We start from the raw sequence: 24,182 nt of genomic DNA on the forward strand, positions 1-24,182 counted from the left end.
TGATTCGCTAGATGCAGAACGAGAAAATGTGGTATTATAGTATAGTGAAGAATCAGAAAAGAGTTTAATTTCTTTTATCTTCTCCCCAGAGCAGTTTGTTTCTTAAGGTTTTCAAGAAAGTTTCGCCTGGTATTTCAACCATTTTAATTTTGTAATCTGTTTTTTTAATTTTTAAAATAGACTCGTTTTTTACTGAAGACGTTCTTGAGTCTAGAGAAACCAAATATTGGTCTTCTCTTCCCGATACACGAAGTGTAATTTCAGTATCGTCAGGAATAACAAGTGGTCTGGCGGTTAAATTATGCGGAGCAATTGGCGTAATAACTAAGCTTTTTACATCTGGTGTTAAAATTGGTCCGCCGCAGCTCAAAGAATATCCAGTAGATCCGGTTGGTGTTGAAATGATTAATCCGTCTGCCCAATACGAATTTAGATATTCGCTGTTTAGATAAGTTTCTACAGTAATCATCGAAGTTGTGTCTTTTCTGCTTACTGTAACTTCATTCATGGCAAAATTAAGTTCTTCAAAAGCCTCGTTATGCGGATCGCAAGTTAATCCCAATAATGTTCTTTCAGAAGTAGTGTAATTCTGGTCGATAACATATTGGAGTAAAATGTCAATATTTTCTTTTTGAACTTTAGCCAAGAAACCCAATCTGCCAGCATTGATTCCTAATAAGGGAACGCCTGAATTGCGAACAAAAGCAGCGGCTCTTAAAATCGTTCCGTCGCCGCCAATACTAATCAGCATTTCAAAACTATTGTCCAAAGCTGTGCTTGGAGAAAAAGTTTTGTATTCTTTTTTTACAAGCTGCTTTTCATAAAGCATATTCAAGAAATTTTCTTCAATTACCATTTCGACATTATTGGCGTTGAAGAAATTGAAAATGTCTTTTATAATAGGTTCTGTACTGTTCTGATAATATTGTCCGTAAATGGCTATTTTCATTCTTTGTTAAATTAGAGAATTTGTCAATGTGTCAACTAGATAATTGGAAAATGCGAAAATTATCTAATTAACTAATTTTCTCATTGGCACATTCATAACTTATATATTAAGGTATTTGTCTAAATAATCTGATCGTTCTTTTAGGCTGTTAATATAGGTGTCTTCTTGATGTTCTGAGATGATTTCATAACCATACCTTCTGTAAGTTTGAATGATTTCATTAATGGCCCCTAGGCCAATTTTTACAGTAATCTGAACATTTTCTGTGTCAGCTTCAGAAACAAAAGATCCTAAGACTTTACCATTATTGCTTTCTACAATTTGGGTAACCTCGCTCATAGAATAATCCAAAAGACCTTTTTGAACAATGATAATGGCGCCAGGCTCTTTTAAAAATGGAGTTTCCTGAAAAAACTTCATGATGTCTTCCATTTCATAATAACCTATGTAGTTATTGTTCTCATCAAGAATTGGGAGGAGATTGGTGTGGTTTTTTGCAAAAACTTCTAGAACATCCAGCCAAATCATCGATTTTCTGGCAAAAAAACGTTCTAAAGTATATTTGTAGTCAATAGCTTTTTTTTCAATGTCAAATGTTTCAACATCGTCAGAAGAGATGCTTCCAATAAAAACACCGTCTTCTAAAATCGGAAAATGAGAAAAATTTACATCGACAAAAAAGTCCTGAATCGAGGCTATCGTTTCCTGACTGTCAATCGCTCTGAAATCATTTGTGATATAGTTTGTAATTTCTGTCATAAATCAATTGAAGATATTTGATGCAAAATAATCAAAAAATACGGAAAACTGCTCTGTTTTACTTTGTATTTTTGTCGTAACAAATATAACGTTACTAGAATTAATATCTATTTATATGACAAAATTAAGTGTAAATATCAATAAAATAGCAACGCTTCGAAATGCGCGAGGCGGAAATGTGCCCGATTTATTAAAAGTAGCTGCAGATATTCAACGTTTTGGGGGGCAGGGAATTACAATTCATCCTCGTCCAGACGAGCGCCATATTCGTTACCAAGACGCACGCGATTTAAAAGCGGTTGTTACGACAGAATATAATATTGAAGGAAATCCGCAGCATAATTTTATTGATTTGGTTTTAGAATGCAAACCAGATCAGGTAACCTTGGTTCCAGATGCAATTGGAGCAATAACTTCGTCTGCAGGTTGGGACACAGTCAAAAATCAAGACTATTTAACTGAGGTTATTCAGGAATTTCAAAGAAACGGAATTAGAACCTCTATTTTTGTCGATCCGATTTTGGAAATGATTGAAGGGGCAAAAAAAACGGGAACCGATAGAATCGAATTGTACACTGAATCTTTTGCGCACCAATATAGTTTAGGAAACGAAAAAGGAATTGAGCCTTACACTAAAGCTGCCGAATTGGCAAATGAATTAGGTTTAGGAATTAATGCCGGACACGATTTGAGTTTAGACAATATCAAATTTTTCAAACAAAATATTCCTGGTCTATTAGAGGTTTCTATCGGGCACGCTTTAATTTCAGAGGCACTTTATTTAGGTTTGGATAATACTGTGAATATGTATCTGAATAAATTGAAGTAAGATTTTTTTAGTTATAATTTAATTAGTTGATATGATTACGAATCAAATGCCATTATTTTCTGAGATTAAAGAAATTATTCTTCAGTCTCGTCAACGTGTTTTTAGAATGGCAAACTCTGTTTTATTGGAGACGTACTGGGAAATAGGTAGAGTAATCGTAGAAGACGAACAAAAAGGAAAAGATCGGGCTGATTATGGAAAATCGACTCTGAAGAATCTTGCAAATCAGCTTGCATTTGAGTTTGGAAAAGGTTTTGACGAGAGAAATTTGAATAATATGCGAGCTTTTTACCGAGCTTTTCCAATTTGGAACGCATTGCGTACTGAATTGAGTTGGACGCATTATAGATTGCTTTCAAGATTAAATTCTGAACAAAAAGAATTTATTATTTAAACGAAAGTCTTGAGAATAATTGGAATAGCAGAATACTTCAACGGCAAATAAATTCGTTGGCATTTGAACGTGTTTTGGAACATAAGAGTGTTGATACAAAAGCAGATACTATACAAAATTTAATAAAAGATCCTTATATTTTTGAGTTTCTCGGTTTGTCTGCTGAGACAAAAAATTCTGAGCGAAGTATAGAAAGTTCGATAATAGATCATTTACAGCAATTTTTATTAGAATTTGGAAAAGGGTTTGCTTTTGTGGCAAGACAGCAGCATATCGTTACTGACACTTCTGATTTTTATATTGATTTAGTATTCTATAATTATATTTTAAAATGTTTTGTTATCATTGATTTAAAGACAGGTGCTTTATCTCATCAGGATATTGGTCAGATCGATATGTATGTGCGTATGTACGATGATTTGAAAAAAGGAGAATCTGATCAGCCGACAGTAGGAATTTTGCTCTGTTCGGAGAAAGACGAAACAATTGTGAAATATTCTGTACTTGCTGATAAGAAAAGTGTTTTTGCAAGCCAGTATTTATTGTATATGCCAAAAGAAGAAGATTTGAAGGCGCTTGTAGAGAGTGATATTCAGAAATTTAATTTGGAAAACGAAATTTGATTCTTAATAAAATAAAAACTTTGTTAGCTCAAGAAAAGATTGTATAATTCATTATTTTCGCACTTTTCTTATTAAAATCAAGTGTCGAAAATCATTACTTTCTTTTGTCTTCTTTGCTTTTCTGGTGTGTTTGCACAGTCAAAAGCAATTATTTCCGGTAATATAAAATCTTCTGAAAATGAAAATCTAATCGGAGCAAGCATCTCTTTTACTGCAAAAGATTTTCAAAATTTTTCTTCAACCGATGCTTTTGGGAATTTTTCTGTAAGTGTACCTTTAGGACATATAAAAATTAAAGTCAGCCAAGCAGGTTATCTTACAAAAGATTTTGGGGTCGATTTGCAAAAAGACACTTTGCTTTCAATTGTTTTAGAAAAAGATATTTCGCTTTTAAAAGAAGTGGTAATTGAAAATGACAAAAAAAATCCTGTAAAAAATCTTTCGGGAGGCAAGCTTGTTTTTAATGTGAAAGAATTGTCTGCGGTGCCAAGTATTTTAGGAGCAACTGATATTCTGAAAATTTTGCAGTTGACACCTGGCGTGCAGAATTCGGGCGATGCCAATGGTTATTTTTATGTAAGAGGTGGCGATCCAGGGCATAATGCAATATTATACAATAATACTCCTATTTATGGGATGTCTCATTTATTAGGGATTTTTCCTTTTTATAATGCAGACCATATTAAGGATGTCGAATTTGATAAGTCAAGTTCGAACGCAAAATATGGGGGCAGATTGAGTTCTACAACCTTATTGAATTCAAGCAAAAAACTCCCGTCTGAATTTGGCATTCAGGGAAATGTTGGAATTTTAGCATCACAATTGACTATTGTCGCACCTCTTAGCAATAAAACAGGATTTTATATTTCTGGAAGAAAAACTTATATCGATGAGATTATGGGGCCGATTTTAAAATCGGGGTCAAAAAACAATGATGTTCAGGATATGAAATACGGTTTTTCGGATGGTAATTTTACCTTTCTATCACAAATTTCTAAAAATAATTTATTTGTTGTTGATGCTTTTGCCAGTGGAGATGAATTAAAAATTAAAGATGGAAACCTAGCACTCCGAACTAGTCTGAAATGGAGCAATTTTACTGTGTCTCCCTCTCTTATAACAACGCTTTCTTCTAAAGTAAGTATGTCAAATGCCGTCTATTTTAGTCAGTATTCTAATGACTTAAATATGGAACAGGCGACAATTCAGTTTAAAGTTTCGTCGTTTGTAAAAGATTTTGGATTTACGAATTCAGTTCGATATTCCTTTAAAAACATTCCTTTTGAATCAGGATTTCAATATGCGTACCACAATTTGCAACCGCAAAAAGTAAATGTGGAAAATTTTACAACCATAAACAATAATTCGCAAGATATTATAAATGCCAATGAAGCGGCAGTTTTTACTACTGCAAAACCTAGGATATTTGAAAACCTTACGGCAGATTTGGGGCTTCGCATTAATTATTATGCATCAGGTAAAGATTCATATTTGCATTTTCAGCCTCGTGTGGTGTTAAACTATATGGCTAATGAAAAGTATTCATTTTATGCTTCTTATAATAAGCAATATCAATATTTAAGTTTAATAACAACATCAAGTGTCGGAATTCCGACTGATTTTTGGATTGCCAGTTCTAATGGAATAAAACCGCAATCTTCGGATGAGTTTTCTATTGGCTCCAATCAAAATATAACAAGAAACTGGAGTTCTTCTTTGGGCGGCTTTTATCGTTCAATGAAAAATTTATTGGAGTATCCGTATGGAATTACCCAGTTTAATGAAATCACCACATTCAAAAACGATTTGTATGTGGGCAAGGGGAAGGCTTACGGACTTGAAGTGATGCTCAAAAAAAGCAACGGAAAGTTTAGTGGCTGGTTGAGTTATACTTTAAGCTGGTCTGACAGAAATTTTGATGAACTCAATAACGGTAAAACTTATTTTGCTAAATATGACAGGAGACATAATCTTTCTCTTGTTGGAATGTATGATTTGAATTCGAAATGGAACTTTGGAATTACGCAATTATTTAGTTCTGGAAACAGGTTTACTATGCCAACCTCATGGTATTTCATTAATAATAATCCAGTTAAAGAATATTCGGGATATAATAATGCGCAAATGCCAAATTATATACGAACTGACCTTGCTGTTAATTATTATTTTATACGGACAGCAAAAAAAGAAAGCGCTTTGAATTTTTCAATTTACAATACTTTTAATATTGCTAATCCGATTTATGTGGTTTTGGATGTGGAAGTAAACGAAAATAAAGATAAAGTAGTAGTAACTCAGAAAGATAAAGTGCTGTACAGAATATTGCCGTCTGTTAGCTGGAGATTTAAATTTTAAGCATATGAAAAAGTATTTGTTCTTGCTTTTAGGTTTGATTGGAATAAGCTGTTCTAATGACGATAAAATAGAGAAAAGTCTAGAATCTAAAATAGTCGTGGAAGGCTGGATTGAAGAAGGCGATTTTGCGAACGTTTTACTGTCAACCAGTATTCCGGTGACAGATGTGATTGATTCGACAAATGTATTGAATCATGTTATTAGGTCTGCAAAGATTACCGTTTCTGATGGTGTTACATCTGAAGTTTTGAGGGTTAAAAATGATAAAAATAGGATTCCGCCTTTTGTGTATTTTGGTTCGACGTTAAAAGGAGAAGCAGGGAAGGAATATTCGTTGAAAATTGAATATTTGAATCGTGTGGTAGAAGCAGTAACGACTATTCCAAAAACCGTTGCTTTGAAAAATGCAGAATATATAAAAAGAAACCCAACCGATACGACAGGATATGTCTTTGTAAAATTTGATGATCCTATTAATGAGAAAAACTATTATCAGATTGCAACTAAAATTGAAGGTGAAGAGCCGATTTTTGTTCCTGCTTTCTACGGAAATTTAGATGATAAAAATTTTGAAACTTCAGCTGTTTCTGTGCAAATCAACCGAGGCGTGATATTGTTTCCTAAAACTAAGTTTACGCCTTATTTTGCAGATGGAGATTTAATTCATGTAAAATTAAGGACTCAGACAAGAGAATCTTTAGATTTTTGGAACAGCTGGCAGAATGAAATTGTAAACAGCCAGAACCCAATTTATCCGGCCAATATAAGTTTAAAATCGAATATTAAAGGAGGGATAGGAATTTGGTCGGGATACGGGCAGAGTACTATAATTGTAAGTACCCCACCTAAAAAAGAAAAGCCGATTTGAATTTTCAAATCGGCATTTTTTTCTATTGTATTAAAGAATTATTGCTTGTTGAAAGCAGCAATAAAGTCATCAAATTTAGTTTGTAATTTCTCAAATCCAGTAGAGAAATAAGCGCTCATTTCAACTTCAGTTTTGTCGCTGAATTTTAAGTAATAAGCTTCGTAAAGATACGGCTGAGTGAAAGATTCGCCAGTATCGTTCCAGTCCCACATCTTGTACTGCGCATCCCAAACTGGTAATTTAAATGTGTACTCACCATCTTTTTCTGAATGTTGAACGATGTCAGCAATTTTAGTTCCGTCTTTTTTAGAAACTAAGATTAATTTCATGTTTTTGTTAGCATTAGCTGCATTTCCTTCAGAGATTTTTTTCTCGTATGCATTCAAAGCAGTGTAATAAGCTTTGTAATCAGCTTTAGGATCATTATACATAGGTTCTTTTGGACGTGCAATATTATCTAAAGCAGCTTGGTCTGCAGCTTCAGTAGCTAAATCCATATCAGCAATAATTACAAAATTATCCATCAAAGTAAATAAACCATTAGCTTTTCCTCTGTATTGAACAAGCGCGTCATTTTCAATTAATTTGTCAATTTCAGCGCTGCTTCCAGCATTAAAAGAAACTAAGTTTTTTCCATTGTAAGTAAGCTTAGCTGTAGAAGTGTTAGCAGTACCTTTTTTACCGCTCATTTCCCAAACATAGCCATCGTTTAAAGACATCTTGTAAGCAAACTCGTCTGGAGATTGGTTTTTAGACGAATATTTAGCAGTTTGAGTAAATGTAGCTGCTTCTTTATTGTCTATTGTTAAAGTTGCATCAGATGAACTAGGAAGGTAAAGATTATCATATACTTCTGCATCTTTAGTGTTGTTGTAACCGTCATAAAATTTAACTTTCACATCAGAAGAAACTCCTTTTGAAGAAAAAACCGCATTGTTTGCAGTTAGAGATTCTTTCGCAGGGAAAACAAATTTTAATTCTGTTTTCGATTCTGTTTTATCCCAGATTTTTTTAGCGTTATTCCAAGTATAAATACCATAAGCGCCAGAAATGTTTAAAATATCTTCTACTTCGTTGTCATTTTTTCCGCTAAAAATATCAACAGTGCTAATGTCTAATAAACGGTTTAAGTTTTCTGTTGCTTCAATAGCGCTAGAGCTTTTTGATTTGTCTAATTGAACTAGCATATCATTAGCTTCAACTTCTAATTTTGCTTTTTGTTCAGTTGGAGTAAGTTTTGAATAAGGCTGTTTTACTAGTTCTGCAATTTGTTCTTCTAAAGTTAGTTCTTTAGTTGGCTCATTTGTCGGGCTGTCGTCACTAGAACAAGAAATCATAAGTTGAGAAGCAACCAATGATAACAAAATGAATTTTTTAATCATGATTTGGTGTTTAAATTAGGTGATAAATCAAGGTTTTATTTCTTGATTTTGGTGCGAAAGTAAGGTATTTAAAACGAATTCCCTTACGGAAAACCGTAAAAATGCAAAATATTTTTGTATTAAATATCTTACAGGTTGTCATTGCTGGGTTTTTGAATATTTTTTGCTCAATAACTTTTTTACCTTTGTAAAAGATATTAATACCAAATGCAAATGTTATACTCAAAAATAGAAGGAGAGGGAAAGCCATTTATCATCATGCACGGATTTCTAGGAATGTCCGATAATTGGAAAACCCTTGCTGGACAATATGTAGAAGCCGGATTTCAAGTTCATATTTTAGATTTAAGAAACCATGGGCGCAGTTTTCACTCAGACGAATGGAGTTATGAGGCTATGGTTCAGGATGTTTATGAATATTGTCAGGCAAATAATCTAACGCAAATTGATATTTTAGGACATTCAATGGGAGGAAAAGTAGCAATGCTTTTTGCAACGACTCACCCTGAAATTGTTGACAAATTGATTGTAGCAGATATTGGCCCGAGATTTTACAAACAGCATCATCAGGATATTTTAGCAGGATTAAATGCTGTTGATTTTTCAGTACAACCTAGCAGAAGTGATGTAGAAGAAATCGTATCGCAATACGTTCCAGATTTTGGGACGAGACAATTTCTGCTGAAAAATTTATATTGGAAAGAACCGGGGCAGTTGGCTTTCCGATTTAATTTAGAAGCTTTCAACAATAATCTCGATGCAATTGGAAAGCCTTTAGGGGAAGAACTGGTATTTGTTAAGCCAACCTTATTTATACGCGGAGGAAATTCTGGATACATTCAGGACGAAGATCTTGACGAAATCCGTCAGCATTTCCCTAATTTAAAATTGGAAACGATTCCAAATGCGGGGCATTGGCTTCATGCTGAAAATCCAAAAATGTTTTTTGAGTTAACAACTGAATTTTTAAAAGAATAAAAATTTTCAGTGCTTTAATTGTTTTCACTTCGATGTAAAATTTTAAAAGATGAAAGTTTTAATTGTTTTAGGTTCTCCAAATTCAGACAATGGAGAGTTAGGAGCGACTGCTTTAGACCGACTCAATTCTTGTCTGAAAATATTTAACCCGAAAGAATATTGCATTCTTTGTACAGGTGGTTTTGGGGCACATTTTAATAGCACTTCTAATCCGCATGCATCTTATGCAATGAACTATTTGATGAACAACGGGGTAAGTGAAAAAAGTTTTTTAGAATTTGCTTTGTCTGCCAATACGGTAGAAGATGCTGTGTTTTCAAAAAAAATATTAGAAAATCACAATTTACTTTCGGCTGTAGTTATTACTTCTGATTATCACCTGGAAAGGGTAAAACTTATTTTTGATGAAATTTTAGCATTATTTGCCATAGAATATATTGGTGTAAAACATGATATTTCTGATTTTGAAAGAGAGAAGCTAATTGAACATGAGAAAAAAGCGATCAATGGAATTTTAAATAAAGGTCTATATTATTAAAATTTTAGTACTTTTAAATAAATTTTAAACCTCAAGAACTATGAAATTATTACTTAGACTCCTTGTTACCGCAGCTTTAGTTTTACTGTTGTCTAATATTTTGACTGGAGTGCACGTTGCAAGCTTTGGTACAGCTGTAATTGTTGCAGTAGTTTTAGGATTGCTGAATGTTTTTATAAAACCAATTTTAGTGATTTTAACTCTGCCGGTTACGTTTGTTACGCTAGGCTTGTTTTTACTGGTGATCAATGCAATAATTATTCTGTTGTGCACTAATATTGTAGGCGGTTTTGCAGTAAACTCATTTTGGACAGCATTAATATTCAGTATTATTTTGTCTATACTTCAATCGCTTACTTATAAAATACTGGGAGACGATAAATAAAACAAATCGTGCAGATTAAAACTGCTTCAAATACAATAGATTAAAAACTTGGTTGGGTTGCAAAAATTTTATAATTTTGCAACCCAATTTTATTACGTAAATTAAAGAAGAAGATGGATATTAAAAGAGTAGCAATAGACGCTGTAAACGAGACGATTGTTATGAACGTTGTTCATATGGATTATAAAGGTCAAGTAGCAAAAAGAATCAACGAAAAAATGCCTTTAGCGCAAGTAAAAGGATTTAGAAAAGGACAAGTTCCTAAAGATCTTGTTGAAAAACAATACGGAAAAGCTATTAAGCAAGAAGAGATCAAAAAAGTAGTTGATTTGGCTTTAGAGCGTTATATTCAATCTGAAAGATTAAATCTTTTAGGAACTCCGCTTCCAAAATTCGGAGAAGATTTTAACTGGGATGCTGAAGAATTAACTTTCGAATACGAAATTGGTTTAGTGCCTAACTTTGAAATTGATTTAGAAGCTAAAAACAATATCGTAAAATATATCGTTACAGCTGATGATAAATTAATTGACGGACAAGTTGAGCGTATCCAAAAACAATTTGGAAAAGCAATTCCTCAAGAAGTATCTGATGCAAAATCTGATTTGACTGGAACTTTCTCAAATGAAGAAAACGGAATCAATAATACAACTACAATTTCTGTTGATGCATTCAGCAAAAAAGCTCAAAAGCAATTCACAGGTAAAAAAGTTGGAGATGTTGTTACAGTAAGCACAAAAGGTTTATTTGAAGACGATCACCAATTAATGGATTACTTAAAAGTTGGTCACGAAGGTGTTCACGGTTTAGATGTTGAAGTAAACTTTACTATTTCAGCTATCAATGGTTCTGAGCCAGCTGAATTAAACCAAGAATTGTTTGATAAACTTTTTGGAGAAGGAAAAGTAGCTTCTCTAGAAGATTTAAAAGCTAAAATTAAAGAAGATGCTGAAGCGCAATTCGCACAGCAATCAGAGCAAAAACTATTATTGGATGTTCAAGATTTCTTAATCGAAAACACAAAATTCGATTTGCCAGCTGAATTCCTTAAAAAATGGTTGCAAACTGTAGGTGAGAAAAAATTAACTGCAGAAGAAGCAGAAGTTGAATACGCAAGATCTGAAAAAGGTTTACGTTTCCAATTAATCGAAGGAAAAGCTTTAGCTCAAAGCAATATCCAAATTACATTTGAAGATTTGAAAGAGTTTACATCAAACGCTATCAGACAGCAAATGGCTCAATTTGGTCAAACAAACCCAACTGACGAAGAGGTTCAAGGAATCGTGGCTAGAGTTTTATCTAACCAAGACGAAGTGAAAAGACTTTCTGAGCAAGTTGTAGCAACTAAAATGTTAGATATCTTCAAAGAAAAAGCTAACCCAACAACAAAAGAGGTTACTTACGAAGAATTTATTGCAGCTTCTTACGGAGAATAAATTTCAGTCTGAAAGTCTAAAGTTGTAAAGTCTAAAGTTGATGAACCTGCTTTATTAACTCGATTTTAAAAATTAAGATTTTATTACAGAAACTGAAAGCTAAAAATAATTATATTTGAACGTCAATGGAAGTTTTTCTTCTATTGACGTTCTTTTTTTGTTTCAAGTTTAAGGTTTCACGTTCTCCCCAATTAACTTGAAACTTTAAGCCAGAAACAAAAGAAACGTTTTCAGACAAATTGGCATCCTTTATAAAAAGGTACGAACTTTGTTTAATTCGTTTTAGTCATTTTCTGACTTTAGACTTTTCAACTTTAAACTAAAAATATGAACTACGGTAAAGAATTCAAAAAATTTGCTACAAAGCACCAAGGAGTAAACGCAATGTATTACGATAAAATCGTAGCAGCAATGACTCCAACAAACATGACTCCATATATTATTGAAGAGCGTCAGTTGAATATTTCTCAATTAGACGTTTTCTCACGATTAATGATGGACAGAATTATCTTTTTAGGAACTGGTATTGACGATCAGATCGCCAATATCGTTCAGGCTCAGTTGTTGTTTTTAGAAAGCGCTGATGCTTCAAAAGATATTCAAATTTACTTAAACTCTCCAGGAGGAAGTGTTTATGCAGGTTTAGGAATTTACGATACCATGCAGTACATCAAACCAGATGTAGCTACAATCTGTACAGGAATGGCCGCTTCTATGGGAGCTGTTTTGTTATGTGCAGGAGCAGCAGGAAAACGTTCTGCATTGCCTCACTCAAGAGTAATGATTCACCAGCCATCTGGAGGAGCACAAGGTGTTGCAACAGATATGGAAATCAACTTACGTGAGATGCTGAAATTAAAAGACGAATTATACAATATTATTTCGCAACATTCAGGACAAACTTTTGACAAAGTGCACAAAGACAGTGAGCGTGATTACTGGATGAAAGCAGACGAAGCAAAAGAGTACGGAATGATTGACGAAGTATTAAGAAGAGGATAATTTTTAAGGTTTAAATTGTTTCAAGTTTCAGGTTTCAAGTTTCGCAGAGAATGTGTCAACTTGAAACCTGAAACTTGAAACTTGAAACAAAAAATAAAAATATTAAGCTGTAAGGAGCTAAGTTTTTAAGTTTTAGGTCAAAAAGCTTAGAAACTTAGTATCTTTGCAGCTTAGTAACTTAAATAGAATGGCAAAAGTAGTATTAGAATGTTCGTTTTGTGGAAGAAAAAAGCCAGAAACTAATTTATTAATAGCTGGTATCAATGCACATATTTGTGATAAGTGTATTGAACAGGCACACGGAATTGTTTTAGAAGAATTAAAATCTAGCGGAAGCGCAAAATTGGTTGGGGACTTAATTTTAAAGAAACCAAAAGAAATTAGAGCTTTCCTGGATCAATATGTTATTGGTCAGGATCAGACTAAAAAAGTAATGTCGGTTGCAGTTTACAATCACTACAAACGTCTAATGCAGCAGCAATTAGACGACGAAGTTGAGATTGAAAAAAGCAACATCATTATGGTTGGCCAGACAGGAACAGGAAAAACATTAGTAGCAAAAACGATTGCTAAAATGTTAGACGTTCCGTTGGCTATTGTTGATGCTACGGTATTGACAGAAGCTGGTTATGTTGGAGAAGACGTTGAAAGTATTCTGACTCGTTTGCTTCAGGCTGCAGATTATGATGTGGCAAAAGCAGAAAGAGGAATCGTATTTATTGACGAGATTGATAAAATTGCCCGTAAAAGCGATAATCCATCCATAACTCGTGACGTTTCTGGAGAAGGTGTGCAACAAGCTTTATTGAAATTATTGGAAGGAACAGTTGTAAACGTACCGCCAAAAGGAGGACGTAAACACCCAGACCAGAAATTTGTTGAGGTAAATACTCAAAATATCTTATTTATTGCTGGCGGAGCTTTTGATGGAGTAGAGCGTATTATTTCAAAACGTTTAAACCGTCAGGCAGTTGGTTACTCAACTTCTAAAAACACTGACAATATAGATAAAGATAATTTGTTGCAATACATCATTCCAAAAGATATTAAAGATTTTGGTTTGATTCCTGAGATTATTGGGCGTTTACCAGTTTTAACGCACATGGATCCTTTGGATAAAGCAACGCTTCGCGCAATTTTGACACAACCTAAAAATGCATTAATTAAGCAATATCAGAAGTTATTCTTGATGGATGATGTTGAGTTTACAATTACAGATGAAGCTTTAGATTTTATTGTAGATAAAGCTTTAGAGTATAAATTAGGTGCTCGCGGATTGCGTTCTTTATGTGAAGCTATCTTGACAGATGCTATGTACGAACTGCCAACATCTGATGATATTAGTTTGACAATCGATAAAGAATATGCAGAACATACGTTAAGTAAAAACTTATTGAAGCGTATGGAAATTGCTTCTTAAACTCTAAAATAAACTTTAACAAAGTTCAATTATAAAACCTGTTCATTTTTTGAGCAGGTTTTTTTATTGTCTTTTTCGTTCGATTTTACGGAAACTAAACTTCTATTTTGGCTCTGATCGAAACGGATTTTTGAATTTTTTTATTGTAGAGATGAATTGCAGTGCATCTGTATTAAAGTTTCGGATTATTTTTAAATTAATTGTTAGACGCACAGCAGTGCGTCTATATGATAAGAATTATTGAACTCTAAACTTCTCTCGATATTCAATAGGTTTCATGCCAACCATTTTATAAAATACTTTTCTAAACGCTTTAGGGTCGTTATAGCCTGTTTTTTCAATAATTTCAGAAATCGAAAGTTGCGTTTGCTCTAAGTATTTCTTTGAGCTTTCTACTCTGATATTCTGTAAATATTCAATTGGAGGAATTCCCGTCACTTGTTTAAAACGGCGTGTCATGTTTCTGGCACTGGTTGGAATATCTTTTGTAATTTCTTCCAGTTTTTCGATAGAATGGTACTGGCTTTCGATTTTTTGCTGCAGCATAGCGACAAGAGAATCATTGTGCAAGTGGTTGGGTCTAAAGGTGCTGAAGTAGCTTTGCTTGTATCGGTTTAAATCGATCGAAAATATTTTAGCGATATTGACGGCCATCTCGTTGCCGCAGAATTTCTGAACCAAAAGAATCAATAAATGAAAAGTTGAGGTCGATCCTCCGCTGGTGTATAAACTGCCATCGGCTGTTAGGGTTTCGTCGGGTTTTAATTTTACCATCGGAAAAGCTTTTGTAAAAGCACTGCAGGCGTCAACGTGTGTTGTAGCCAATTTTTCATTCAATAAACCTGATGCTGCAAACAAAAAAGCTCCAGTGCAAAAACTCGCTAATTCGGCTCCTGCCTTATGCTGTTTTTGCAGCCACGGAATAAAACTTTTATTTTTTTTAATCATCTCGCTCATATTGTCGGTAGTAAAAGCGGGAATCAAAATTAAGTCTAGAATGCTATCAGAAGTTTCAATTGCATTGCTTTTATAACCAAAAAAAATACCTTGATCGCTTTGCTCTTTCGATTGAAAAATTATAATTTCAAATGGTTTCTCGTCTCCAGGAGTAAGTTTATTTGTGGTTTCGAATACTTCTAATATCGCCGCGATACTTAATAACTTATAGTCGTGAGGTACGATTAATCCTAGTTTCTTGCTCATGATATTGTGGTTTTTTGGAATTTCAATATCCTACAAAAATAATCAAAATGTCTTAAATGCCCCTAAAAATGACTTTTATTAGCATTTTTAAGTAATCTTAAAAAATTAAATTTGTTTTAATTAATTCGTAATTTTATCAAGATGAAAACAAAAATCTTCTTAAATCTTGCTGTAAAAGATTTAAATCGCGCAATATCTTTTTTTAACGAACTTGGTTTTCCTACCAATCCAAAATTTACTAATGACAAAGGAGCTTGTATCGTTATAAGCGAAAGCATCTTCTTGATGCTTTTGATAAAAGAGTTTTATCAGACATTTACTAAGAAGCAAATTTGCGATTCTACAACAACTAGTGAAGCCCTTATGGCGCTTTCTGTAGAAACGCGAGAACAAGTAGATGAAATGATGGAGAAGGCTGTTAAAGCTGGAGGAACAGATTACCAGCAATCGCAAGATTATGGCTGGATGTATCAAAGAACTTTTTTAGATGTGGACGGGCATCATTGGGAAGTTTTCTTTATGGATGAAAGTCAGATTCCAGACAATATGTAATAAAAGAACAAATCAAATAAAAATAAATTATTAAAAACTATAAAAATGATAACAATTAAAAACACCGTGAATGCATCTCTTGACAAAGTTTGGAATTTTTGGAATACTCCAGAACATATTACAAAATGGAGCTTTGCTTCTCCTGATTGGCATACGCCTTACGCAGAAACCGATTTGAGAGAAGGGGGAAAATTCAAATCGACTATGGCAGCAAAAGACGGAAGCATGAGTTTTGACTTTGGGGGAGAATTTACGTTAGTAAAACCAAACCAAGCACTTTCATATGTTATGGGCGACGGAAGAAAAGTTGAAATTACTTTTACAGAAACGGCAGATGGTGTTGAAATAATTGAAAGTTTCGATCCAGAAACTCAAAATCCAGAAGAAATGCAGCGCGCAGGCTGGCAGGCCATTTTGGACAATTTTAAAAGTTACGTTGAGGCTAATTAGTTTTTAGTTTCAAAGGCTCAGAGAGACAAAGGTTCAAAGCAACAAAAGGTTCAAAGGCTCAGAGTGACAAAGGTTCAAAGATTGCACGCTTAAATTGGCTTATATTACTTATATGGTTTTTTAGGTTCAAAGGCTCAGAGTGACAAAGGTTCAAAGATTGCACGCTTAAATTGGCTTATATTACTTATATGGTTTTTTAGGTTCGAAGGCTCAGAGAGACAAAGGTTTAAAGAATGCAAACTTAATTGACTTATATTACTTATATGGTTTAAAAGGTCTGATTTTTAGTTTCAAAGGCTCAGAGAGACAAAGGTTCAAAGATTACACACTTAAATTAGCTTACATTACTTATATGGTTTAAAAAGGTCTAATTTCTAGTTTCAAAGGCTCAGAGAGACAAAGGTTTAAAGATTGCACGCTTAAATTGGCTTATATTACTTATATGGTTTAAAAAGGTCTAATTTTTAGTTTCAAAGGCTTAGAGAGACAAAGGTTCAAAGATTACACACTTAAATTAGCTTACATTACTGATATGGTTTAAAAGAAATATCTAACCCAACAAAAAAAACAAAAAATGACAAAACAAATATGGTTGAATCTTCCTGTAAAGGATGTGGCAAAAGCGAAAGATTTTTTCTGGAAAATTGGTTTTTCGTTTAATGAACAGCATGATACGCCAAGTTCGACGTGCATGGTTGTAGGTGAAGGACATTTTGTGATAATGCTTTTTGAAGAAATGCTTTTTTCAAGTTTTTCTAAAAACAGTATTACTGATACGAAATCAAGTTCGGAAGTCTTGATTTCGATTGACGCAGAAAGCAGAGAAGAAGTAGATGAATTAGCTGAAAAAGTCAAAGAAGCTGGTGGAAATGTTTTTGCTCCCCCTGCGGAAAGCCAAGGTTGGATGTATGGCTGCGGCTTTACCGATTTGGATGGTCATCGTTGGAATGTTTTATTTATGGATTTTAGCAAATTACCAGATTAAGATGGAAAAATTAGTGTTTAATACTGAAATAAAGGCTTCTAAAGAAAAAATTTGGAAAGTCTTATGGGACGATGAAACGTACAGAAAGTGGACAAACGTTTTTGCGGAAGGAAGCTACGCCGAATCGAATTGGAACGAAGGCGACAAAATTTATTTTTTAGGCCCTGGAGGTGCAGGAATGAATAGCCTTATAGAGACTAAAATTCCGAATGAGTATATGGCTTTTAAGCATCTTGGCGAAATCAAAGATTTTAAAGAAGTTCCGCCAAATGAAGAGACAGAAAAATGGAGCGGTGCAATGGAAACTTATAAGCTTACTCAAAAAGGAGATACCGTAGATCTTCATGTTGAGGTAGATGTAATCGAAAAACATATTGATTATTTCAAAGATGCCTTTCCAAAAGCGGTGAAATTAATTAAAGAACTGTCCGAGAAGTAGTGCTAGAAGAAAAAGGATTGAAGAATGATAATAGAGAAAAAGAATAATTAACAATTTTAAAAAAAAATATCATGGCAACAGCAGTAAACCCATATTTAATGTTTAACGGAACTTGCGAAGCAGCATTTCTGTTTTATAAATCAGTTTTTGGCGGAGATTTTCCGTATATCGGAAAATTTAAAGATGCTCCGGCAGAAGAAGGCGAAGTGCTTTCTGAAGAAGCTTTAAATCGAATTATGCACGTATCGCTTCCAATTGGAAATAGTATTTTGATGGGAAGCGACACGCATCCAAGATACGGAGATGTCAGTGTTGGCGATAACTTTTCTGTTTCTATTAATGCAGAAAGCAGAGAAGAGGCAGATAAAATCTTTAACGGACTTTCGGCTGGAGGAAAAGTAGAAATGCCTATGAATGACACTTTCTGGGGATCTTACTTTGGAATGTTTAAAGACAAATTCGGCATTAATTGGATGGTGAGTTTTGACAAAAACGAAGGAATGAAATAACATAAAAGTTACGTTATTTTAATAGCGGAGCATAATTGTTAAATTACTCAAAAAAGCACATGAAAATGTGCTTTTTCTTTTCAAAAAAACAAAGATTATTCTTTTTTATCAACGAGAGATTGCCGATTTTTGTCGCTTCAAAATCAAGAAAGAAAAATGGCAGCAGAAGACAAAGAAATAATTTTATTAAAAGTTTCTGGACACGATAAAATTGGAGTTACAGCAGGTTTAACAGCTGTATTGGCAACATATGATGCCAATATTTTAGATATTGGACAGGCTGATATTCATGATACGCTTTCTTTAGGAATTTTGTTCGAAATTGCAGCAGGGTCTTCGTCTGCACCAGTTTTAAAAGATCTTTTGTTCAAGGCATATGAATTGGAAATCAAAGTAAAATTTATTCCAATTTCTATCGAAGATTATGAGCAGTGGGTAAAATCACAATCAAAACAGCGCTATATCATCAATATTTTGGGAGAAAAACTGGCAGCATCGCAATTGTCTGCCGTGACTCAAATATTGTCAGATCAAAATTTAAATATCGACTCCATCATCCGCTTAACAGGAAGAACTTCTGTTGTGGAAAAAGAAGAATATCCGCGTTCTTGCATTCAATTGTCTGTAACGGGCGAAATTGTAAACAAGATCATCATGACGGCAAGTTTTATGGAAATATCCAGAACGCTTAATGTTGATATCTCTTTCCAAGAAGATAATATTTACAGAAGAAACCGCCGTTTGGTTTGTTTCGATATGGATTCAACTTTAATTCAGACTGAAGTGATTGATGAGCTGGCAGAATTGAATGGAGTGGGAGATCAAGTTCGTGCCATAACAGAATCGGCTATGAATGGTGAAATTGATTTCAACGAAAGCTTCAAAAAACGTATGGCTCTTTTAGAAGGTTTGAGCGAAGAAGTTTTGCAAAACGTTGCCGTTAATCTGCCAATAACACAAGGGGCACATCGATTGATGAAAGCCTTAAAATATTATGGCTATAAAACCGCAATCCTTTCAGGAGGTTTTACTTATTTTGGCGAATACCTTCAAAAAGAATTAGGAATAGATTACGTTCACGCCAATCAATTAGAAATAAAAGATGGTAAACTGACAGGTAAATATCTAGGCGATATTGTAGACGGACAGAAAAAAGCTGAATATCTAAAAGCAATCGCCGAAAAAGAAGGAATTCACATCAACCAAACAATCGCGGTGGGTGACGGAGCCAACGACTTGCCTATGCTAAACTTAGCTGGTCTTGGAATTGCTTTTCACGCCAAACCAAAAGTAAAAGAAAGTGCTTCAACCTCAATATCAAGTTTAGGTCTTGATGGTGTTTTGTACTTATTAGGATATCACGACAGATATATCGATATGATGTAATTTGCAATGTTTGTCACCCTGAGCGAAATGGAAGGGCTTTCATGTAAAAAGAGCTTCGACTTCGTTCAGCCTGACAAAGTAAATTCATTCATTCTTTTGTCATAACGAGAGATCTCCGCAAGGAACTCGACAATCAAAATAAAAACAAACCTCAGTCTTTGCAATAAAAGGCTGAGGTTTTTTATATGGGCATACCCTGCCAGAAAAGGCGGGTCGGGCTATCCGTTACACACGAGCGATAGCGAACTGACGAAGTAATCTTTTGTGTCCCGTTAAAGAAACGAGACACAAAAGGATTTCCACTTCTTTCCCTCATGCGGGTTTAGTGGAATTAGCAATATTAATGAAGGGAAATGTTTTTAAAATAACTATATAAATTGCCTCCAGCTTTAGCTGGAGGAATAGAGGGTGAAGTGCTGACAGGCTTTAGCCAAATTTAGTAGCAATCGAATATCTGGCTAAAGCCAATAGCATATGCTTTTTTTGACCGCTAACTAAAGTCAGTGGTAATTCAAAAAAGGTTTTTTGAAAAGTTTCGGGATGATAATTTGATAAATAAAGAAAATGCTTTTCTATTTATTCTCTCGATTCCAATTCTTTCTTCATTTCCTTTAAATTTTTCAGATTTAGGAAAAGAATAGGCAATAAGGCAACAGGAATGATATTCATGGCGCTAAAACCTTTCATGAGGACAATGAATACATTTAGAATGAACAGCATAAACAGGACGACGCAGAAAATCGTATTCACGGTCTTTAGTGTTTTCTGATTTTTAATCAGTTCATCAGTGCTCATTTCGCTGAACTTTGTATTTTTCATTTTCTATTAAATAAAATTGGTTTAACACATTTCCTTCAATTGCTCCAAATAATCTCTCTGATTTGAAAGTCTCGGAATCTTATGCTGTCCACCCAATTTGTCTCTTTCTTTTAGCCAGTCATAAAAAAGATTTTCGCGGGCAACATTTACCACTAAAGGATTTAATGTCATATTGTTGTAGCGTTTTGCTTCGTAGTCCGAATTTAAGGTTTGTAAAGTCTCATCTAGAACTTTTTGGAAAAGCCCCACGTCGGCAGGATGTTTCTTGAATTCGATCATCCATTCGTGTGCGCCCTTTTCTTTGTCCTGCATAAAAATAGGAGCAACCGTATAGTCAATAACTTCGGTTTGTGTAACCTGACACGCTTTTGCAATGGCCTGATCGGTATTTTCGACCATTAATTCTTCGCCAAAAACATTAATGTGGTGCTTTGTTCTTCCGGTAACTCTAATTCTGTACGGATTTAAAGAAGTAAAACGTACAGTATCACCAATTAAATAGCGCCATAAACCAGAATTTGTAGTAATAACAATCGCATAGTTTTTATGCAGTTCTACATCTGCCAGGCGAACCACTTTTTGATTTGGAGTGCCAAAGGTATCCATCGGAATAAATTCATAGAAAATTCCATAATCCAGCATCAATAGCAAATCACTTGAATTATTCAAATCCTGAATCGCAAAAAAGCCTTCAGAAGCATTGTATATTTCGTAGTATCTAAAATCCTTGCTTGGCAATAGTTTTTTGTATTGCTCTCTGTACGGAGAAAAACTTACGCCTCCATGAAAATACACTTCAAGATTAGGCCAAAGTTCCAATAAGCTTTGTTTTCCAGTATTTTCTAGAACTTTATTCATCAAAACGAGCATCCAAGAAGGAACTCCAGCAAAACTGGTTACGTTCTCATTTTTGGTTTCGTTGATAATCGCAGCGATTTTCGTTTCCCATTCGCTCATCAGCGATGTTTTGCTGCTTGGCGTACTGCTAAACTCAGCCCAAATTGGCATATTTTCAATCAAAATTGCCGATAAATCGCCAAAGAAAGTATTATTGTTTTCATAGATTTGAGAACTTCCACCTAAGCGAAGGCTTTTTCCTAAAAACAATTCTGAATCTTCATTATTATTCAAATAAAGGCACAAAAGATCTTTACTTCCTTTATAATGACAGTCTTCCAGCGCTTCGTTGCTTACCGGTATAAATTTGCTTTTAGCATTTGTAGTCCCGCTTGATTTGGCAAACCATTTGATTGGTGTTTCCCAAAAAACGTTTTGTTCACCCAGACGCGTACGTTCGATAAGCGGCTGTAGTTCTTCGTAAGTTGCAATCGGGACCCTTTCTGCAAAAGTCTGATAAGAGTTAATGCTCGAGAAGTCGTATTTTTTTCCAATAATCGTATTTTCAGACGCCGTCAATAAGTTGTGCAATAATTCTTCCTGAACTTCATTAGGATATTTTAAAAAAAGCTCTATTTGATGAATCCTTTGTTTTAGGACCCAAGATGCAAACGAATTGATAATAGATAAAGGCATGAATCTGAGTTTAAGTTAACTGGTTTTAAGTTTTGAATTATACTTTCTGTGTAAAACAAAAAACTTAAAATTTGAATATCGAGAGACAAATAGTAACTTTGTCTTCATATCAAAAATAGTATTTTTTTGTAAAAAACAATTCGCTTTGTGGTAAAGATTCTACCTAATAAGTCGAATTTTAACACAAAAAAAAATGAAATTTTTTGATAGGTCTAAATCAGCAATTATAAATAAAAATACGAATGCAATATCAAGGTGTACTGACAAAAATGCAAACCGAACTTGGAAGTCCAATTCAATATTATTTGGTTTTTGAAGATAGTTTTCTCAACGTTAACCAATTATTAGATAAAGAAATTGAAATCAATTTTGTGGGCTGCCAATGCTTGAACTGCGGTAAAAAGAAAAAAATATACCGACAAGGTTTTTGTTACGAATGCTTTTATTCGAGCCCAGCTGTTGGAGATTGGATTATGAGGCCTGAATTGAGCACGGCACATTTAGGAATTGCAGACAGAGATTTAGAATATGAATCAAAAGCGCAATTGCAGCCGCATATTGTTTATTTGGCTTCGGCGTGTGAAATAAAAGTTGGTGTAACGCGCAAATCTCAGGTTCCAACCCGTTGGATCGATCAGGGCGCTTCGCAAGCTATTGCCGTTGTCGAGGTTCCCAACCGATATCTGGCAGGAATAACAGAGGTGGCGTTAAAAGATCATTATACAGACAAGACAAATTGGAGAAAAATGCTCCAGAATTCGGTTGAGTCTTTTGATTTGATTGCTGAAAAAGCCAAAATAGAAAGTTTGATTCCGGAAGAAGTCAAAGACTATTTTTATGCTCAAAAAAATGATGTTTACGAACTTCAATATCCCGTTTTGAGCTATCCTGCAAAAGTGAACAGCTTAAACTTAGACAAAACCCCTTCTTTCAGCGGAAAATTAACTGGAATTAAAGGGCAGTATCTGTTATTTGAAAATGGAACAGTCTTTAATGTTCGCGGTTCCGAAGGTTATGTAGTCACAATAGACGTCTAGATTTATTGGGAAACCGTCGATGTTTTTTAGTTAAGTGTCTATTAGTTTGTTGATTACGTGATAATTTATTGTAAATTTATATCAATTCCAAAGACAGAAAGATGTAAATATTGATACATTTCGTTACAATTTTGTAACAAATGCTTATTGGAAGAATTTATTTTTAGAAGACAAAAGAAATTAGATTTGAGAATGTCTCTTGACGCTAATTTTCTAAAATTAAGTTTGAGATTTATAAATCATAAATTATTCCATAAATGAGTGTTTTAAGCAAAATAAATGTACACAGACGAAGCATAATGCGGAACCTGACAAAGAATGTTGGAAAAGCAAAGATGCAGGACGATTTTATTTTGGTCGATAGGAACGAAATTAAAAAAGTTCTTATCTGTAGGCCAAATGGAAGGTTAGGCAATCTTTTACTGATAACGCCACTTGTTCAGGAAGTCTCCGAGATGTTTCCAAATTGTAAAATCGATTTATTTGTTAAAGGCACATTGGCCCCAATTATTTTTGAAAAATACGATGCTGTCGACAAAATAATCCATTTGCCTAAAAAACCTTTTAAGAGTTTGGTAGAATATTCAAAGGTTTGGATCTCATTAAAAAGAACAAACTATGATTTGGCAATCAATGTCGATCAAAACTCCTCTTCAGGACGATTAGCAGTCCAATTTTCAAATGCAAAATACAAGTTTTTTGGCGATTCTGCCGAGGAGCAGACAGAACTACAAAAAGGCTTTGACCACATTGCAAAATACCCTGTTTATAATTTCCGAAATTATTTGTCAAAACTTAGATTGCCAACAAACAGCAATAAAATAATTGCTCCCTTAGAACTCAAATTATCGGCTTCTGAAATTACTGAAGGCAGAAAAATACTAAAAGAACTGACAAATAACGATAAAAAAACGATTTGCATTTTTACTTACGCAACAGGGGCGAAATGTCTTTCAGAAGAGTGGTGGGAAAAATTTTATTCTCAGCTTACTGCGGAGTATAAAGATTATAACATTATTGAAATTCTGCCTGTAGAAAATGTATCTCAAATTGGGTTTAAAGCACCAACATTTTATAGTAAAGATATTCGCGAGATAGGATCGGTTATTGCAAATGCAGAGCTTTTTATTGGTGCCGATAGCGGCATTATGCATTTGTCAAGCGCGGTGCATACGCCAACTATTGGATTATTTTCTGTTTCCAATTTGAAAAAATATGAGCCTTATGATAATTGCAGCATCGGCATAGACGTCAATCTGTACACGAAAAAACAATACATAAAAACGATAAACTCAATTTTGAATAATGGCAGATTAAGCAGTTTGTCAAAAGCAATATAGAAACAAAAAAA

Annotated in this window: 25 protein-coding genes; 19 read left to right on the forward strand and 6 right to left on the reverse strand. The window is 34.1% G+C overall.

Going from position 1 to position 24,182, the window contains the following annotated elements:
* Positions 1 to 64 precede the first annotated feature (64 nt).
* Complete coding sequence (locus N4T20_RS08225) at positions 65 to 949, reverse strand: NAD kinase (protein WP_260672560.1); 885 nt, start codon at positions 947 to 949, stop codon at positions 65 to 67.
* A gap of 99 nt (positions 950 to 1,048) precedes the next feature.
* The gene (locus N4T20_RS08230; RefSeq protein ID WP_260672561.1) at positions 1,049 to 1,708 is read right to left on the reverse strand and encodes a CBS domain-containing protein; all 660 of its coding nucleotides are present in this window, start codon (positions 1,706 to 1,708) and stop codon (positions 1,049 to 1,051) included.
* A gap of 115 nt (positions 1,709 to 1,823) precedes the next feature.
* On the opposite strand from N4T20_RS08230, the gene N4T20_RS08235 reads away from it, so the two are divergent.
* The 5 genes from N4T20_RS08235 to N4T20_RS08255 all read left to right on the forward strand — a co-directional run bounded on the left by N4T20_RS08235 (position 1,824) and on the right by N4T20_RS08255 (position 6,777).
* On the forward strand, positions 1,824 to 2,537 hold the full coding sequence (locus N4T20_RS08235) for a pyridoxine 5'-phosphate synthase (protein ID WP_260672562.1): 714 nt from the start codon (positions 1,824 to 1,826) through the stop codon (positions 2,535 to 2,537).
* Positions 2,538 to 2,568: 31 nt separating this feature from the next.
* On the forward strand, positions 2,569 to 2,931 hold the full coding sequence (locus tag N4T20_RS08240) for a DUF1016 N-terminal domain-containing protein (RefSeq protein ID WP_260672563.1): 363 nt from the start codon (positions 2,569 to 2,571) through the stop codon (positions 2,929 to 2,931).
* A 56-nt stretch (positions 2,932 to 2,987) separates the two neighbouring features.
* Entirely contained in the window at positions 2,988 to 3,554 is a 567-nt protein-coding gene (locus N4T20_RS08245; protein ID WP_260672564.1) for a DUF1016 domain-containing protein, read from the forward strand.
* A gap of 81 nt (positions 3,555 to 3,635) precedes the next feature.
* Positions 3,636 to 5,909, forward strand: coding sequence for a TonB-dependent receptor domain-containing protein (locus tag N4T20_RS08250; RefSeq protein ID WP_260672565.1), 2,274 nt, complete (start codon positions 3,636 to 3,638; stop codon positions 5,907 to 5,909).
* A 4-nt stretch (positions 5,910 to 5,913) separates the two neighbouring features.
* Positions 5,914 to 6,777, forward strand: a complete 864-nt coding sequence (locus N4T20_RS08255) for a DUF4249 domain-containing protein (protein WP_260672566.1) — start codon at positions 5,914 to 5,916, stop codon at positions 6,775 to 6,777.
* Between the two features lie 38 nt (positions 6,778 to 6,815).
* Here N4T20_RS08255 and N4T20_RS08260 read toward each other — a convergent pair whose 3' ends face one another.
* A complete protein-coding gene (locus N4T20_RS08260) occupies positions 6,816 to 8,159 on the reverse strand; it encodes a hypothetical protein (RefSeq protein ID WP_260672567.1) in 1,344 nt (447 codons plus the stop codon).
* 213 nt (positions 8,160 to 8,372) lie between these two features.
* Between N4T20_RS08260 and N4T20_RS08265 the strand changes: the two genes are divergently transcribed.
* The 6 genes from N4T20_RS08265 (at position 8,373) to clpX (ending at position 13,918) form a co-directional block, all read left to right on the forward strand.
* Positions 8,373 to 9,137: an alpha/beta fold hydrolase gene (locus N4T20_RS08265; RefSeq protein ID WP_260672568.1), complete on the forward strand. Its 765-nt coding sequence runs from the start codon at positions 8,373 to 8,375 to the stop codon at positions 9,135 to 9,137.
* Positions 9,138 to 9,186: 49 nt separating this feature from the next.
* On the forward strand, positions 9,187 to 9,675 hold the full coding sequence (locus N4T20_RS08270; protein WP_260672569.1) for a YdcF family protein: 489 nt from the start codon (positions 9,187 to 9,189) through the stop codon (positions 9,673 to 9,675).
* A gap of 40 nt (positions 9,676 to 9,715) precedes the next feature.
* Positions 9,716 to 10,060 carry a phage holin family protein gene (locus tag N4T20_RS08275; RefSeq protein ID WP_260672570.1) on the forward strand — a complete coding sequence of 115 codons (345 nt, stop codon included), beginning with the start codon at positions 9,716 to 9,718 and terminating at the stop codon, positions 10,058 to 10,060.
* 113 nt (positions 10,061 to 10,173) lie between these two features.
* Positions 10,174 to 11,496: a trigger factor gene (locus N4T20_RS08280; RefSeq protein ID WP_260672571.1), complete on the forward strand. Its 1,323-nt coding sequence runs from the start codon at positions 10,174 to 10,176 to the stop codon at positions 11,494 to 11,496.
* 327 nt (positions 11,497 to 11,823) lie between these two features.
* The gene (gene clpP / locus N4T20_RS08285; RefSeq protein ID WP_201998525.1) at positions 11,824 to 12,498 is read left to right on the forward strand and encodes an ATP-dependent Clp endopeptidase proteolytic subunit ClpP; all 675 of its coding nucleotides are present in this window, start codon (positions 11,824 to 11,826) and stop codon (positions 12,496 to 12,498) included.
* 187 nt (positions 12,499 to 12,685) lie between these two features.
* The gene (gene clpX / locus N4T20_RS08290; RefSeq protein WP_008467306.1) at positions 12,686 to 13,918 is read left to right on the forward strand and encodes an ATP-dependent Clp protease ATP-binding subunit ClpX; all 1,233 of its coding nucleotides are present in this window, start codon (positions 12,686 to 12,688) and stop codon (positions 13,916 to 13,918) included.
* Between the two features lie 237 nt (positions 13,919 to 14,155).
* Here the strand turns inward: clpX and N4T20_RS08295 are convergent, their stop codons facing one another.
* Entirely contained in the window at positions 14,156 to 15,121 is a 966-nt protein-coding gene (locus tag N4T20_RS08295) for a GlxA family transcriptional regulator (protein WP_260672572.1), read from the reverse strand.
* A gap of 141 nt (positions 15,122 to 15,262) precedes the next feature.
* Here N4T20_RS08295 and N4T20_RS08300 point away from each other — a divergent pair, with 141 nt between their 5' ends.
* The 6 genes from N4T20_RS08300 to serB all read left to right on the forward strand — a co-directional run bounded on the left by N4T20_RS08300 (position 15,263) and on the right by serB (position 19,442).
* On the forward strand, positions 15,263 to 15,673 hold the full coding sequence (locus N4T20_RS08300; protein WP_260672573.1) for a VOC family protein: 411 nt from the start codon (positions 15,263 to 15,265) through the stop codon (positions 15,671 to 15,673).
* A 45-nt stretch (positions 15,674 to 15,718) separates the two neighbouring features.
* Positions 15,719 to 16,123 carry an SRPBCC family protein gene (locus N4T20_RS08305; RefSeq protein WP_260672574.1) on the forward strand — a complete coding sequence of 135 codons (405 nt, stop codon included), beginning with the start codon at positions 15,719 to 15,721 and terminating at the stop codon, positions 16,121 to 16,123.
* 574 nt (positions 16,124 to 16,697) lie between these two features.
* Entirely contained in the window at positions 16,698 to 17,108 is a 411-nt protein-coding gene (locus N4T20_RS08310; RefSeq protein WP_260672575.1) for a VOC family protein, read from the forward strand.
* 1 nt (position 17,109) lies between these two features.
* Complete coding sequence (locus N4T20_RS08315; protein ID WP_260672576.1) at positions 17,110 to 17,547, forward strand: SRPBCC domain-containing protein; 438 nt, start codon at positions 17,110 to 17,112, stop codon at positions 17,545 to 17,547.
* 71 nt (positions 17,548 to 17,618) lie between these two features.
* Entirely contained in the window at positions 17,619 to 18,056 is a 438-nt protein-coding gene (locus N4T20_RS08320) for a VOC family protein (protein WP_260672577.1), read from the forward strand.
* Between the two features lie 156 nt (positions 18,057 to 18,212).
* A complete protein-coding gene (serB, locus tag N4T20_RS08325) occupies positions 18,213 to 19,442 on the forward strand; it encodes a phosphoserine phosphatase SerB (protein ID WP_260672578.1) in 1,230 nt (409 codons plus the stop codon).
* Between the two features lie 576 nt (positions 19,443 to 20,018).
* Here the strand turns inward: serB and N4T20_RS08330 are convergent.
* Both N4T20_RS08330 and N4T20_RS08335 read right to left on the reverse strand, forming a co-directional pair.
* Positions 20,019 to 20,261 (reverse strand): redox-active disulfide protein 2, encoded by a 243-nt coding sequence (locus N4T20_RS08330; protein WP_260672579.1) that lies wholly within the window; start codon positions 20,259 to 20,261, stop codon positions 20,019 to 20,021.
* A gap of 21 nt (positions 20,262 to 20,282) precedes the next feature.
* Positions 20,283 to 21,794, reverse strand: coding sequence for a GH3 auxin-responsive promoter family protein (locus N4T20_RS08335; protein ID WP_260672580.1), 1,512 nt, complete (start codon positions 21,792 to 21,794; stop codon positions 20,283 to 20,285).
* Positions 21,795 to 22,036: 242 nt separating this feature from the next.
* Between N4T20_RS08335 and N4T20_RS08340 the strand changes: the two genes are divergently transcribed.
* Together N4T20_RS08340 and N4T20_RS08345 are read left to right on the forward strand one after the other, a co-directional pair.
* Entirely contained in the window at positions 22,037 to 22,831 is a 795-nt protein-coding gene (locus N4T20_RS08340; RefSeq protein WP_260672581.1) for a DUF2797 domain-containing protein, read from the forward strand.
* A 257-nt stretch (positions 22,832 to 23,088) separates the two neighbouring features.
* On the forward strand, positions 23,089 to 24,171 hold the full coding sequence (locus tag N4T20_RS08345; RefSeq protein ID WP_260672582.1) for a glycosyltransferase family 9 protein: 1,083 nt from the start codon (positions 23,089 to 23,091) through the stop codon (positions 24,169 to 24,171).
* The last annotated feature ends 11 nt before the right edge of the window (positions 24,172 to 24,182 follow it).

Origin of the sequence: Flavobacterium sp. TR2 (genome assembly GCF_025252405.1) — a bacterium.
GTDB lineage: Bacteria > Bacteroidota > Bacteroidia > Flavobacteriales > Flavobacteriaceae > Flavobacterium.